General features: G+C 72.1%; 14 protein-coding genes. 7 read left to right on the top strand and 7 right to left on the bottom strand.

Going from position 1 to position 13,415, the window contains the following annotated elements:
• Positions 1-112 precede the first annotated feature (112 nt).
• The 4 genes from P3L51_RS17125 to P3L51_RS17110 all read right to left on the bottom strand — a co-directional run bounded on the left by P3L51_RS17125 (position 113) and on the right by P3L51_RS17110 (position 4,165).
• Complete coding sequence (locus tag P3L51_RS17125; protein WP_329082446.1) at positions 113-196, bottom strand: putative leader peptide; 84 nt, start codon at positions 194-196, stop codon at positions 113-115.
• Positions 197-264: 68 nt separating this feature from the next.
• Positions 265-870, bottom strand: coding sequence for a GNAT family N-acetyltransferase (locus P3L51_RS17120; protein WP_354606103.1), 606 nt, complete (start codon positions 868-870; stop codon positions 265-267).
• A gap of 82 nt (positions 871-952) precedes the next feature.
• Entirely contained in the window at positions 953-2,260 is a 1,308-nt protein-coding gene (locus P3L51_RS17115) for a helix-turn-helix domain-containing protein (RefSeq protein WP_354606102.1), read from the bottom strand.
• A 261-nt stretch (positions 2,261-2,521) separates the two neighbouring features.
• Positions 2,522-4,165 carry an acyl-CoA dehydrogenase family protein gene (locus P3L51_RS17110; protein WP_354606101.1) on the bottom strand — a complete coding sequence of 548 codons (1,644 nt, stop codon included), beginning with the start codon at positions 4,163-4,165 and terminating at the stop codon, positions 2,522-2,524.
• Positions 4,166-4,182: 17 nt separating this feature from the next.
• On the opposite strand from P3L51_RS17110, the gene P3L51_RS17105 reads away from it, so the two are divergent.
• On the top strand, positions 4,183-5,316 hold the full coding sequence (locus tag P3L51_RS17105) for a YihY/virulence factor BrkB family protein (protein WP_354606100.1): 1,134 nt from the start codon (positions 4,183-4,185) through the stop codon (positions 5,314-5,316).
• A 42-nt stretch (positions 5,317-5,358) separates the two neighbouring features.
• Complete coding sequence (locus P3L51_RS17100; protein ID WP_354606099.1) at positions 5,359-6,117, top strand: helix-turn-helix domain-containing protein; 759 nt, start codon at positions 5,359-5,361, stop codon at positions 6,115-6,117.
• Here the strand turns inward: P3L51_RS17100 and P3L51_RS17095 are convergent.
• Positions 6,057-6,449, bottom strand: a complete 393-nt coding sequence (locus P3L51_RS17095) for a VOC family protein (protein ID WP_354606098.1) — start codon at positions 6,447-6,449, stop codon at positions 6,057-6,059. The two genes, P3L51_RS17100 and P3L51_RS17095, sit on opposite strands and share 61 nt — an antisense overlap.
• Positions 6,450-6,691: 242 nt before the next feature.
• Complete coding sequence (locus tag P3L51_RS17090; RefSeq protein ID WP_354606097.1) at positions 6,692-7,585, bottom strand: S1 family peptidase; 894 nt, start codon at positions 7,583-7,585, stop codon at positions 6,692-6,694.
• 764 nt (positions 7,586-8,349) lie between these two features.
• Between P3L51_RS17090 and P3L51_RS17085 the strand changes: the two genes are divergently transcribed.
• Positions 8,350-8,892: a DUF6328 family protein gene (locus P3L51_RS17085; RefSeq protein WP_354606096.1), complete on the top strand. Its 543-nt coding sequence runs from the start codon at positions 8,350-8,352 to the stop codon at positions 8,890-8,892.
• Here the strand turns inward: P3L51_RS17085 and P3L51_RS17080 are convergent, their stop codons facing one another.
• Positions 8,893-9,270: a VOC family protein gene (locus tag P3L51_RS17080; RefSeq protein ID WP_354606095.1), complete on the bottom strand. Its 378-nt coding sequence runs from the start codon at positions 9,268-9,270 to the stop codon at positions 8,893-8,895.
• A gap of 131 nt (positions 9,271-9,401) precedes the next feature.
• Between P3L51_RS17080 and P3L51_RS17075 the strand changes: the two genes are divergently transcribed.
• The 4 genes from P3L51_RS17075 to P3L51_RS17060 all read left to right on the top strand — a co-directional run.
• Positions 9,402-9,923, top strand: coding sequence for a GNAT family N-acetyltransferase (locus P3L51_RS17075; protein WP_354606094.1), 522 nt, complete (start codon positions 9,402-9,404; stop codon positions 9,921-9,923).
• Between the two features lie 201 nt (positions 9,924-10,124).
• Entirely contained in the window at positions 10,125-10,256 is a 132-nt protein-coding gene (locus P3L51_RS17070) for a hypothetical protein (protein ID WP_354606093.1), read from the top strand.
• 454 nt (positions 10,257-10,710) lie between these two features.
• Positions 10,711-11,844, top strand: a complete 1,134-nt coding sequence (locus P3L51_RS17065; RefSeq protein ID WP_354606092.1) for a PQQ-dependent sugar dehydrogenase — start codon at positions 10,711-10,713, stop codon at positions 11,842-11,844.
• 347 nt (positions 11,845-12,191) lie between these two features.
• A partial coding sequence (locus P3L51_RS17060) for an ATP-binding protein (protein WP_354606091.1) occupies positions 12,192-13,415 on the top strand: 1,224 nt, incomplete at its 3' end.

Genomic DNA, 13,415 nt, shown 5'->3' with positions numbered 1-13,415 from the left:
CGGGATACGTCCTTCGGGACTGCGGAGGGCGGCTCTGACCTGCACACGTGGGCTGACGGCGCAGCGGTGCGCAGAGGGAATTCGAGCGGGGGAAGCGGCGGGGCTGCGGTGGTCAGCTCGCCCGACAGATCGCGCTGGACATGCGGCAGAGATCGACGTGCCGCCGACTCACCAAGGCAATACCAGCTGTAGACATGGGCGAAGCCTGGCACGCGGATCTGAGGCCAGTCCACCACGATCCACGATGTGGACGACTCTGTCCCGCTATGCGAGATGGGGTGTGGAGCGGGCGGTCGGTGGGGCGGTCGGGTGGGCGCCGGTCCACGGTCCCGGGGTGGTCACATCCGGCTCCTGCTCCACCTTCGTGTCGAAGAGGGTGAAGCCACGCCGCAGATAGTTGTCCATGGCGTGCTCCCCGTCCTTGGAGCAGGTGTGCAGCCAGACCCGCTTCGTCGGCGTCCGGCCGGGCCGGCGCTCCGCCAGGTCCCAGGCGCGCGCCACCCCGTACGACAGCAGATGCCCGCCGATCCGGCGGCCCCGGAAGGCGGGGACGAGACCGAAGTACACGATCTCGACCGTGCCGTCCTCCCGCGCCTCCAGCTCCACATAGCCGGCCGGGGTCCCCTTCTCGTACGCCACCCAGGTCTCGACGCCCGGCCGGGAGACGGCCTCGTGCCACTCCTCGTACGACAGGGCGAGCCGGTCCGTCCAGCGGATGTCACCGCCGACGGCGGTGTAGAGGAACCGGCTGAACTCCGCGGAGGGGACCTCGGACCGGACGATCCGCACATCGCCCTCGGGCTCCGCGGCGGGCCGCAGATCGGTCGGGGAGGTCTGTTCCAGGGACCAGGTGGTCACAGTGATGCTCATGGTCGCCAGGGAATCACGCGGCCCCGCACCGGCCAAACCGTGTCATCGGGTGACGGGCCCGGCGCTACTTTGAAGACGCGCCCTAGGATATTCCGTGGTCCACCCACCCGCCGTGCACCCGGTCGTCGGCCACCGCCGGTGCCGTCGAGTGCGGCAGCAGGTCCGCCGGGTGCTCGGGCCGTACGACCTCCACCCCGACCTCCTCACTGAAGCGGTACGGCCGGTGGGCCAGCACCCCCGCCAGATGACGGCGCACCCGCGACATCTCCGCCCGCACCGTCCCCGTGCGCGTCGGGTCCCCGAAGACGTCCGCCGCCAGCTCCGCCGCGCTCCGCCCCTCCCGGTGCGTCGCCAGCACGTAGAGCAGCTCCGCGTGGCGAGGTGTCAGCTCCTGCGCCCAGCTGCCCGCCGCCCCCGAGACCGTCACCGACCAGCGCCGGGGCCGGCTCAGATCCAGCACGACCCTGCTCGGCGCGTCCCGCGGTGCCTCCTCCTCCACGGTCAGCAGCCAGCCGCCGGGCAGCGGCTCGACGCCGCACATGCCGAGGGAAGGCAGCCAGAGCCGCCCCGGCCGTAAGGACCTCGGCAGCGGCAGGCGGTCGACCGGCGCCATCCCCGTCACGGCCGCCGTCCAGCCGTGCGCGTCGACGGCCAGGGCCCTGCCGCGCACCCGGCACAGGATCGGCGCGGCGACCGAACGCAGCCGCTCGATGGCCCGCAGATGCCGCTCCCGCAGCTCGCTCTCGGCGAGCTTGGCGACGGAGGTGACCAGCGCCAGCGTCGAAGGATGGAAACCCGTCGCCGGGCCGCTCACGTCGATGGCGCCCAGCAGCCGCCCGTCACGCGGGTCGTGCACCGGCGCGGCGGCGCAGGTCCAGTTCGTCAGGACGTGGACGAAGTGCTCGGCCGAGTGGACCCGTACCGGGGTCCGGGCGGCCAGCGCCGTACCGATGGCGTTGGTCCCGGTGACCTGCTCCGACCAGGCGGTGCCCTCCGCCAGGCTGATGCCGTCGGCCTGCCGCAGCACCCTGGCGTTGCCCTCGCGCCACAGGACCCGGCCCTGGTCGTCGCAGACCACCAGGATCTGGAGCGACGCGTCGACGATGCCGGTCAGCCCGTCGGTGACACCGCGCATCACCTCGGCGAGTGCCGAGGTACGACGCCGGTGTTCGAGCTCCTCCGTGGCCAGGACCACCCGGCCGGCCCGCTGCCGGTCCGGGTCGACGCCGAGGCGCCGCATCCGCTGCCACGACGCCCCTATGACCGGGCGGGGCGCCATCGGCGGCCGGTCACCGGCCAGCGACGCCTCCCGGATCTGCTGGAGCAGCCGCGTCGCCTGCGCGCCGTCCATCGCCGTGAGGCGTGACAGATCGAGCGATGTGTCCTTCATCGGGCCCCCCGCCGCGAACGGCGCTTTCTCGATTCATGGACGTGGACCGAATCATGCGGAGTTCTTCGCTCCGCTCTCCCCATCGTGCCGTTCCCGCCCGCTCCCGGTATGACGGTCCGGACATTCTGCAACCGCTTGCAACCCTGGCGAACAGGGACCCCATGAGCGAAGGTGACATCAAGTCGTGGGTGGTGCCGTGTCGGCGCAGCACCACCCTCGGCCCTCGGGCCCGGATCCGACGGGCAGGGCCCGACGACCGGCTCAGACCGCCCGCGCCCGAGTCACCACCGACTCCAGGTCCAGCGTGTGCGGCAGCGTGCCGAAGGCCGTACCCCACTCCCCGCCCAGCCGTGACGCGCAGAACGCGTCCGCGACCGCCGACGGCGCCCACCGCACCAGCAGCGAGCCCTGGAGCACCAGCGCCATCCGCTCCACCAACCGCCGCGCGCGGGCCTCGACGCCGTCCAGATCGGCGAGTTCGGTCAGCAGGTCCTTGATCGCCCCGTCCAGCCGGTGGTCCGCGCCGCGCGCCTTGCCGACCTCCTGGAGGAACGCGTTCAGCGCCCCGGGCTCGCGCTGGAGCGCCCGCAGTACGTCGAGTGCCTGGACATTGCCCGAGCCCTCCCAGATCGAGTTGAGCGGCGACTCACGCAACAGCCGCGGCATCCCGGACTCCTCGACGTAGCCGTTGCCGCCCAGACATTCGAGCGCTTCGGCGGCGACCGGCGTACACCGCTTCGTCACCCAGTACTTGGCCGTCGGCACCGCCAGCCGCAGAAACGCCGCCTCCGCCTCCGAGCCGCCGCTCTGCACGGCGTCCTGCGCCGCCGCCAGCCGCAGCGCCAGCGTCGTCGCGGCCTCCGACTCCAGCGCCAGATCGGCGAGTACGTTGCGCATCAGCGGCTTGTCGATCAACTCGCCCCCGAACGCGCGGCGATGCGCGGCGTGATGCACGGCCTGCGCGACCGACTGGCGCATCAGCGCCGCCGATCCGAGCACGCAGTCCACCCGCGTCGCCGCCACCATCTCGATGATGGTGCGCACCCCGCGCCCCTCCTCGCCGACCCGGCGGGCCCACGTGCCGTCGAACTCGACCTCGCTCGACGCGTTCGACCGGTTGCCCAGCTTGTCCTTCAGCCGCTGGATCAGGAACACGTTGCGCGTCCCGTCCGGCAGCACCCGGGGCACCAGGAAGCACGTCAGCCCGGCCGGCGCCTGCGCCAGCACCAGGAATCCGTCGCACATCGGCGCGGAGCAGAACCACTTGTGCCCGGTGAGCAGATACTCCCCGTCGGCGTCCAGCGGCGTCGCCGCCGTCGTGTTGGCCCGTACGTCGCTGCCGCCCTGCTTCTCGGTCATGCCCATCCCGAACAGCGCGCCGGCCTTCTCCCCGGCGGGCCGCAGCCCGGGCTCGTACCGGTGCGAGGTGAGCAGCGGCTCCCACTCGGCGGCCAGCTCCGGCTCCGTCCGCAGCGCGGGCACCGCCGCGTGCGTCATGGACAGCGGACAGCCGTTCCCGGCCTCCGCCTGCGTCCACACGTAGAACCCGGCGGCCCGGCGCAGATGCCCGTCCGGCCGGCCCCAGGCGTCCGTCAGCCCCGCCGACACGGCCCCGTCCAGGAGTTGGTGCCAGGCCGGATGGAACTCGACCTCGTCGATCCGGTTCCCGTACCGGTCGTGCGTACGGAGCTTCGGCGGATTCTCGTTGGCCCGCGTCCCCCACTCCTGCACGCGCGCCGAACCGGCCGCGAGACCGAGCGCGGACAGCTCCGACCGCGCCTCGTCGAGGACTTCGGGCGCGGCGTGCCGCTCCAGGCCTTCCACGAGGGCCCGGTCGCCGCTGAAGACGTCGTATCCCACCAGGGGCGGAACCTGGTTGGTCACTGTGTGGGTGGTGGCAGTCATGCCGCTACGGTAAGGAGGTGCAGGCAGCAAACGAAACACCCGAGCGGCCGACGGGCCGACTCCGCCGGGCCCGTGCCCTCTACCGCGACGTTCCCATGCGGAAGATGGCCTGGCTGCTGCTGAAGGACACCGTCAACTCGTGCATCGAGTACCGGATTCTCGGTCTGGCGGCGGAGGCGGCGTTCTTCACGCTGCTCTCCCTCCCGCCGTTGATGCTCGGTCTCCTCGGCCTGCTCGGGTACATAGACGACTGGACCAACACCACCACCGTCGCCTCGATCGAGGAGAACATCCTCACCGCGGTCGGCACCGTCCTCTCGGACAGAGGCGTCGACCAGATCGCGAAACCGCTCCTGTCGGACGTCACGCACGGCGGACGCCCCGACCTCATCTCCATCGGTTTCGCCATCGCCCTCTGGTCGGGCTCACGGGCGGTGAACGTCTTCATCGACACGATCACCGTGATGTACGGACTCGACGGCCGGCGCGGCATCGTCGCCACCCGGCTGCTCGCCTTCCTGCTCTACATCGTGGCGCTGCTCATCGGTGCCGTCGTACTGCCCCTGGCGGTCGTGGGGCCCGACCGGGTCGTCGACCTCATCCCCTGGGGCACGGAGGTCGCCAGCGTCCTGTACTGGCCGGTGGTGATACTGCTCTCCATCGCCTTCCTGACCACGCTCTACCACGTGTCCGTGCCCGCGCGGTCGCCGTGGATAGAGGACGTGCCGGGCGCGCTCGTGGCCCTCGGCATGTGGGTCTTCGGCAGCTTCCTGCTGCGGATCTATCTCACGAGTACGGTCGAGGGCCCCACCATCTACGGATCCCTCGCCGCCCCCATCGCGGTGCTCCTGTGGATCGGGATCTCGGCCTTCGCCGTCCTGGTCGGCGCCGCGGTCAACGCCGCCATCGACCGGGTCTGGCCGTCGGTCTCCACGGCGGCGGCCCGCGCGGCCAACGACCGCCTGCGGGCGGCGCAGGCCGCGGAGCTGGTGGCGCGCGTGGAGGCTTTGTCGGGCGAGCCGGACGACGGGGACTACGGCCCCGACCCGGACATGCCCTCGGAGTTCCCGGAGAGATGGTCCCGCTTCCTGCCGCCGGACGACCTGAAGTCCCGGTTCCACTCGGGGCGCGACAAGGAGCCCAAACCGTAGCCTCCACCGCGCCGCCGGGTCCCGGGCGTCTAGCCTTGAGGTGTGTACAGGGAACGGGCGTCGCGGGCCGAGGGCGTCGTCGTGTGGTCGCGGACAGCGCCGGAACGGGACGACGCCCCCGTCTACCCCGTCCTGCCGGACGGCTGCATGGATCTGCTCTGGATCGGTGGCCGGCTTCGCGTGGCCGGGCCCGACACCCACGCGTTCACGCCGGATCCGGCGGGAGCCGCCGGGGGCGGCGGTTTCGTCGATGCCGTCGGCGTCCGCTTCGCGCCCGGCATCGCGCCCGCGCTCCTGGGCGTACCGGCGTACGAACTGCGCGACCGGCGCGTGGACCTCACCGACCTGTGGCCGGGCCCCGAGGGGCGCGAAGTCGCCGAGCGCGTCGCCGCCGCCGGCGACCCGGCCGCGGCGCTGGAATCGGCGGCGCTGCGGCGGATGGCCCTCGCCGGACCGCCCGACCCCCTGCTGCGCGCCGTCGTGGACGGGCTCGACGCGGGCCGCACGGTCGCCTCCGTCGCCGAGACCGTCGGCCTCGGCACCCGCCGGCTGCACCGCCGTTCCCTGGACGCCTTCGGTTACGGCCCCAAGACCCTGGCCCGTGTCCTGCGCCTCCAGCGGGCGCTCGCGCTCGTACGGGCGTCCGTGCCGTACGCGGAGGCCGCCGTCGTCGCGGGCTGCGCCGACCAGGCGCATCTCGCCAGGGAGACCCGCGATCTGACCGGCCTCACGCTCGGTGCCTACGCGGCGTTGGCGAACAGCGAGACGCCGCAGCCGTCCGGGTCGAGCACGACCGCGTAACGCTGGCCCCAGGTCGCGTCCCACGGCTCGAGGTGGCCGCGGTACCCGGCGCCGGTCAGCCGCGCGTAGACCGCGTCGACCTCGGCGGGGCTGTCGCAGAGGAAGTTGAGGCCCAGCCGGTCGCCGTTCGTCGGCGGGGTCCAGCCGGGGTCGAAGGACCGCACGACGTCCTCCGTGTCCCAGGCCAGGCGCAGTCCGCCCGGCAGGGTGGTCTCCACATGGGGTGCGGAGTCCGCGTCGGCGGGGATGTCCAGGCCGAGCCCGCGGTAGAAGGCGAGCGAGGCGGTCATGTCGGAGGTGACGATGCCGATCAGATCGAGTCGTGGAGTCATGCGACCAACGTAGGCGCGGTCCGCCGGGCCGGTCTTGAACGGATCGGACACGACCGTGACCCGTGTTCTTCCATGGTCTCGAACGGTGCCGCGGCGGGACGGCAACGGCGAGGTGGGCGCACCGGTGGCGACGCGGACGTACGACAGCGGGCCGCGCCATGGGCGCGGCCCGCCGGGGATGCGTATCCCTGCGTCCTTCGGAGCCTCGGAGGATCGTCACCCTCGAAGGTCCGGGGGATGCCTCAGATGATCGAGACGCCGTAGGCGCTGAGGGCCTCGGTGACCGGCTGGAAGAACGTGGTGCCGCCGGAGGAGCAGTTGCCGCTGCCGCCGGAGGTGAGGCCCAGCGCCGTGGTGCCGGCGAAGAGCGCGCCGCCGCTGTCGCCGGGCTCGGCGCAGACGTTGGTCTGGATCATGCCGGTGACGATGCCGTCGGCGCCGTAGTTCACCGTCGCGTTGAGGCCGGTGACCGAGCCGCCGTGCAGACCGGTGGTGCTGCCGCTGCGCTGCACGCCCTGGCCGACGGAGGCGTTGCCCGCGCCGGTGATCTCCTGGTAGCTGCCGTTGTACAGGTAGACCCTGCCGTCGGCGGCACTCGGGTTCGAGTGCTGGATGATCCCGTAGTCGTTGCCCGGGAAGCTGGAACCGGCGGTCGTGCCGATGGACCAGCTGCTGCCGATGTTGGTGCAGTGACCGGCGGTCAGCGCGTAGTTCGCGCTGCCGTTGGTCACGTTGAAGCCGAGCGAGCAGCGGGCGCCACCGGTGGTGATGGCCTCGCCGCCGGCGATCAGCTTGCTGAAGGTGCCGGGCGTGCGCTTGATCGTCAGACCGGCGTCGGTGTCCGTGACGGCCGACTTGACCTCGGCCAGCTCGGCCGCCGAGACGGTGCTGTCCGCGGTGACGACGATCTTGCCGGTGGCCTTGTCGGTGTACCAGGCGGTACCGGCCACGTCCGCGCCGAGCACGGCGGAGCTGGCGTCGGCGAGCTGGGCGGCCGTCACCTTGGCCTCGGGGGCCGGGGCGGCGACGGCGGACGGGACGGCGAGCGCGACGGCGGCCACCAGACCGGTCGACACGGCGAGGACACGAGCGCGTCTGGACACGCCATTGAGGGGGGAGAAGCGCTTGAAGGTCACGAAATCCTCCATCGGTGGGGGGAAAGCACGGCCCCGTGGGGTGTGGGCCGTTGTTCGTGCGCCGGTCCGAGGCCGGTCGTTGCCGGCGCTGAACCTGTCGTTCCGCACGGTTGGAATCGTTGACGGGCCACGCCTCGTACACAAGGCCGACTTCCGGACCCCCGGCCGCCCGCGTCCCCGAACCCCGCGACGGCCCTGCCGCCGGGGCGCCGCCACGGCTTCGCGCCCACGTGGCCGGCCGTTTGCTGCAAAGCGGCCGGGCGCGTGGGCGCGGTGGGCGCTCAGGGCGTGAACTCCCGGCAGGACAGCGGGTTTGAGCCTGTATACCGAGGGGCTGCGACGGGTCACATCACGACCACACACGGTTTGCCCGGCGGTTCGGCACCCGGTATGAGCGGTGTGTACGGCCACGCTCCGGGCCGGTCCGCGGGCACACGGCGGACATCACCGCTGGTTCCGGTGCGGCGGAATAGGGCGTACGAGCGAATTGCGCCCACCGGCTCGATGGCTGAATACATTCGCTATGGCCCCGAGTTGGCGCGGTACCGAGTGGCCGTATCCGGCCACGGCGATTCTCTTGTGCGACGGCCCGGTATGTGCTGGACCGTCAGAGACCCCCCGTGGAACCGTGCGCGGGGCCGGGCCGGGACCGCGCACGGGACCCCGCCGGACAGCTCGTCCACCGAACGCCCGGACCCGCCCGGTCGGCCGATTCGCCCCCGGGGCATGGCATGGACGCGTCCGACGGGGAAACCCGGAAGGGCATGACGGACGACACGAGAAGACCCGGCACGAGAAGACCCGGCAGGAGCGAACCGGCCAGGAGCGCACCCGAGGGGCGGGACGAGTCGACGGAGGAGCGGGCCGACCGGCGCTGGGCGGAACTGCTCCAGGAGGTACGCGTCGCCCAGACCGGGGTGCAGATCCTGTTCGGTTTCCTGCTCACCGTCGTCTTCCAGCCGCGCTTCACCGACCTGTCGGACACCGACAAGAACATCTACCTCGCGACAGTGGTGCTCGGAGCCGTCACCACCGGCGCGCTCATCGCGCCCGTTTCCTTCCACCGGATGGTCACGGGGCGGCAGTTGAAGCCACAGATGGTCGAGTGGGCGTCCCGGCTCACCGTCATCGGGCTGGTCTTCCTGCTCTGCACCATGGCGTCGGCGCTGCTGCTGATACTGCGCGTGGCGCTGCACAACGCCGTCGCGCTGTGGATCGTCGCGGGACTCGTCGGGTGGTTCGTGCTCTGCTGGTTCGTCCTGCCGGCCTGGGCCCGCCGCGACAACTCCAGGACGGACGAGGGCTGATCAGGCAGGGCGGTCCTGGAGCACGGACAGCGTGTTGCCCGCCGGGTCGGTGAACCACGCGATGTACGGGCCGCCGAGCCGGAAGATGCCCCGGTCGTCGGTCTCCATGGTGGGGTGGCGCTCGAAACTCACGCCCCGCCGGACCAGCTCGTCGACGGCCGTCTCGATGTCGTCCACGGGGAAGTTGAGGATCGTGTACGTGGCGGGGACATGGTCCGGCTTCGGATAGACCAGCACCTCCGCCCCGCCCGCGAGACGCAGCCGCAGCATGCCGTTGGCCTCGGTGACGTCCAGGCCCAGCGTCTCGCCGTAGAAGAGACGGGCCCGGGGGATGTCGTCCACGGCGAAACCGCTGAACGCCTTGCTTCTGCCGAGCATGACCGCTTCCTCTCCTCCGGGAAGGAGGGCCGGGACCCGGCCCTCCTTCCGACCGTACAAGGGGGGCCGGGACCCGGCAGCCCGGCGGGCCCCGCGTCCGGCGCGTACCACGGATGCGTAATACTCGGACCATGACCTCGCGTATTACCGCCACCGGCCGTGCGGCGGCCCGGTCCGCGGCGGCCGGCACCGTCCGGCGGGCCACCGCGCGCGACGCCAAGCGGCTGACCCGGCTCATCCGGGCGTCCAGCGCCTACGAGGGCCCGTACGCGCCCATGATCGCCGGCTACCGCGTGGGGCCCGACTACATCGAGACCCACCGCGTCTTCCTCGCCGCCGGCCCGGACGACCGGCTGCTCGGCTTCTACGCCCTGCTGCTCGCCCCGCCCGAGCTGGACCTGATGTTCGTCGCCGACGCCGCGCAGGGCCTCGGCGTCGGACGGCGGCTGGTCGAGCACATGAAGGGGGAGGCGCGCGAGGCCGGTGCCGACGCCGTACGCGTGGTGTCGCACCCGCCCGCCGAGGGCTTCTACCGCGGTGTGGGCGCCGAACGCGTCGGCACGGTGGCGGCCAACCCGCCCGCGGTGATGTGGGACCGCCCGGAACTGGTCATCAGGATCGGTCCCGCCGACGAGAGCCGCCCGCAAGGGTAATTGGCGCGCGGACGACCTCCGATCCACGGCGCGATGTGGTCGGATGAGACGCGGTCGGACGAGATGCGGTCCGACCCATTGACCGCGTCGCACCAAGACGCGACGCTGTCGCACAAGGCTGAACGCCGGACATCCATGTGAATGGGCGTTCGATGGTCCCGCTCCCTGAACCCCACATCTCAGGAAGGCAGGCAACGGCTCATGAGCGACTCGCAGGCAACGGCCCAGGAGCCCACAGCGGCCAGTGCGGCCACGATCGACCGGCAGACCCCCGAGTTCGTGGTCGTCGGGACCGCGCCGGAGGGCACCGCCCACGCCCTGACCGACCGGTAGACCCCGCCGCCGTGCCGCCGCGGGTGCTCGGCACCGCGACGGGCGGCGGACAGCCCCGGTGGAACCGCGCGTGCCCCGGCCGCGCCGGGATCCACACCCGGCTCGTCACCAGCGGCGTCGGCCTGCCGCTCGGTCCCGACGTCGTCCCGCACTGCACCGACCGCACTGCACCGACCGCACCGCACCGACCGCGCCGCGCTCCCGCCGGGCCGCGCCCGGATCTCCCGGGCCCCGGAGTCCGTCGGGCGGTGGCGGGAACGGCCGGCCACGCACCCGTACGCGACCTGATGGACGCCCTCCCCTCCGGGCGGCGCCCCCGTACGTCGTCCCCGACCACCCCAAGGACCACGGCGCCGGGGGACACGCCGCGAAAGACCACGGCGCCGCACCCGATCACCCTTAGAACTCCCTTTCCCAGCAGCATCCCCACCCCCCACTCCACCCGGAGGAAGCCATGCACGGCAGCAAGCCGACGAAGGCCCTCGTCAGGACGGCGGCGGCCACGGTCGCCGCCGCGGCGCTCGTCGCCGGACTCGTCCAGAGCGCCGGAGCGAGCGAGTCCGGCGCCGCCCGGGGGTCCGCGGCCGAGGCGCCCGCCGCCGCGGCCGGCGTGCCGACGGGCATCACCACCATCTCCACCGGCTACTCGATCCCGTGGGGCATGCACTGGATGCCCGACAACTCATCGGCGCTGGTCACCGAGCGCAACACCTTCAAGGTCTTCAAGGTGACACCGGCCGGGCAGCGGACCGAGATCGGCTCCGTCCCCGAGTCCCAGACCACCGGCGGTGAGGGCGGCCTGATGGGCGTCGCCGTCGACCCGAACTGGGCGAGCAATCACTTCGTGTACTTCATGCACACCTCGTCCGAGGGCAACCGGATCGCCCGGATGACCTACGACGGCACCCGACTCACCGGCTACACGGCCCTGTTGAAGGGCATCGCGAAGAACAGATACCACAACGGCGGCCGGCTCGCCTTCGGCCCCGACGGCCATCTCTACGCCTCGACGGGCGACGCCCAGAACACCGCCCTCGCCCAGGACAAGAACTCGCTCAACGGCAAGATCCTGCGGATGACCACGACCGGCGCCCCGGCGCCCGGCAACCCGTTCGGCAACCACGTCTTCAGCCTCGGCCACCGCAACCCGCAGGGCATCGCCTTCGACCCGCAGGGCCGTCTCTGGGAGGCGGAACTCGGCGAGAACGCCAGGGACGAACTCAACCTCGTCAAGTCCGGCAGCAACTACGGCTGGCCCCTCTGCGAAGGCACCTGCTCCCAGGCCGGGATGACCAACCCGAAGGCCACCTGGACCACCGCGGAGGCGTCGCCCAGCGGTATCGCCATCGTCGACAGCGCCGTCTACATGGCGTCACTGCGCGGGGAACGGCTCTGGCGGATACCGATCAACGCCGGTAACGAGAACGTCGGCACGCCGCAGGCGCACTACGTCGGCACGTACGGGCGCCTGCGCGGCGTCACCAAACTGCCCGGCTCCGACGCGCTCTGGCTCTCCACCACGAACGTGGACGCCAACGGCGGTGAGCCGGCCGGATCGGACAAGATCTTCCGCGTGACGATCGGCTGAACGCGACCATCGGCTGAACCGGCGCGCGCCTCGTACGACGGCCTCTCGGGAGACCGGATCCGTACCGGCCGGTGTCCGACGACCGGCTTCGTACAGCCGCCTCGTACCCCCGGCGCGCGCCCCCACTACGGCCGCTGCCCGGCGCGGAACTCCCCTTCCGCGCCGGACAGTCGGCCCGCCCGACACGGGTGAGCGGAAGGTGAGATCGCCCACTCGGGGAGCGGTAGTGTTCGCGCTCACGGTGCGTACGGAGAGATGCGCCGTCGGTTACCGCGATGAGGGTGAACACTGTCCTCGGCGCTGTCTCCGGACCGCCAGATTTCCCCGATCCTCCCGAGGTCCGTCCGATGATCGAGATAACGGTCCTGGCCGCGAGTGGCCTGTCCACCGGGACTCTTTTGGTGCTCGCCCTGGCAGGCGGGCTGCACCGCTCCCGCCGCGACCGGTCCAGACTCCGCGAGGAGATCGCCGGGCTGCGCGACCGTCTCGACAACGAGCGGTCGAAGGCCGAGCGCGCCTCCGACGCGGTCACCGCCGAGCTCGCGCATCTCACCGAGAAGCGCATCCCCGCGGTGGCCACCCGTGCCGCGCACCCGCATGTCCAGGTGCCGGGACCGCTCAGCTCCGAATTCGCCCGTACCGGCCCCGGCGCCGGTCTGGACGGGGTGATCGACGGCCTGTTGACCGTCATGAAGCAGGAGCGCAAGCGGGTCGACGCCGCGGCACGGGCCGGCATGCGCGGCACCACCCGCGAGATTCAGGCCGGGCTCTACCGGCTCCAGGACGTGCTCAGAGGACTGCAACAGCAGTACGACGAGCCCGAATTGGCGCAGACCCTGTTCGAACTCGACCACGAGAACGAGCAGTCGCTGCGGCGCGCACAGGTCGCCGCCGTGGTGTGCGGTGCCTGGGTGGGCCTGGCGCGCGAGGAGTCGCACCTGGTGGACGCGGTGACCGGTGGCCAGTCACGGATCGTCGGCTACCACCGCGTGCGCGTCAACAACCATCTGGAGCCGGGCACCGCGCTCGTCTCGCACGCCGTCGAGCCGGTCGCGATCATCGTCGCCGAACTCCTCGACAACGCGCTGCGGCACTCCTCACGGGACACCGACGTCACGGTCAACCTGGAACGCGCCCACCGCGGGGCCGCCGTCACCATCGACGACGCCGGTGTCGGCATGTCCGCAGACGAACGCGCCTACGCCCAGCGGATGGTGGCGAGCAGCGAGCCGATCCTGCTGTCGGACCTCGGCGACCCGCCCCGCATGGGGCTGGCCGCGATCGGCCAGCTCACCCGGCAGTTCGACCTGTCCGTCGACCTGTCGACCCCGTCGCCGTACGGCGGCGTACGCGCGGTGCTGCTGGTCAACAACCACCTGCTCAGCCATGTCGACCCGGTCCGCCGGCCGCCGGCCGCCGCCGCCCCGCGCTCCACCCGCCCCGCCGGGCTGCCCGAACAGGCCGCCAAGCCCGAGACGACCGGAAAGCTGCCCGTCAGGACCGCCTCGGCCTCACGGAACGTACGGGCGGCCGCCCGCCGGGCGACCCCGTCCGGGGCCCCCGAGACCGCC

Origin of the sequence: Streptomyces panacea, assembly GCF_040560175.1 — a bacterium.
GTDB classification, from domain to species: domain Bacteria; phylum Actinomycetota; class Actinomycetes; order Streptomycetales; family Streptomycetaceae; genus Streptomyces; species Streptomyces panacea.
Note: the sequence above shows the minus strand (reverse complement) of the source record. Positions and strands in the feature narration are given on the sequence as shown.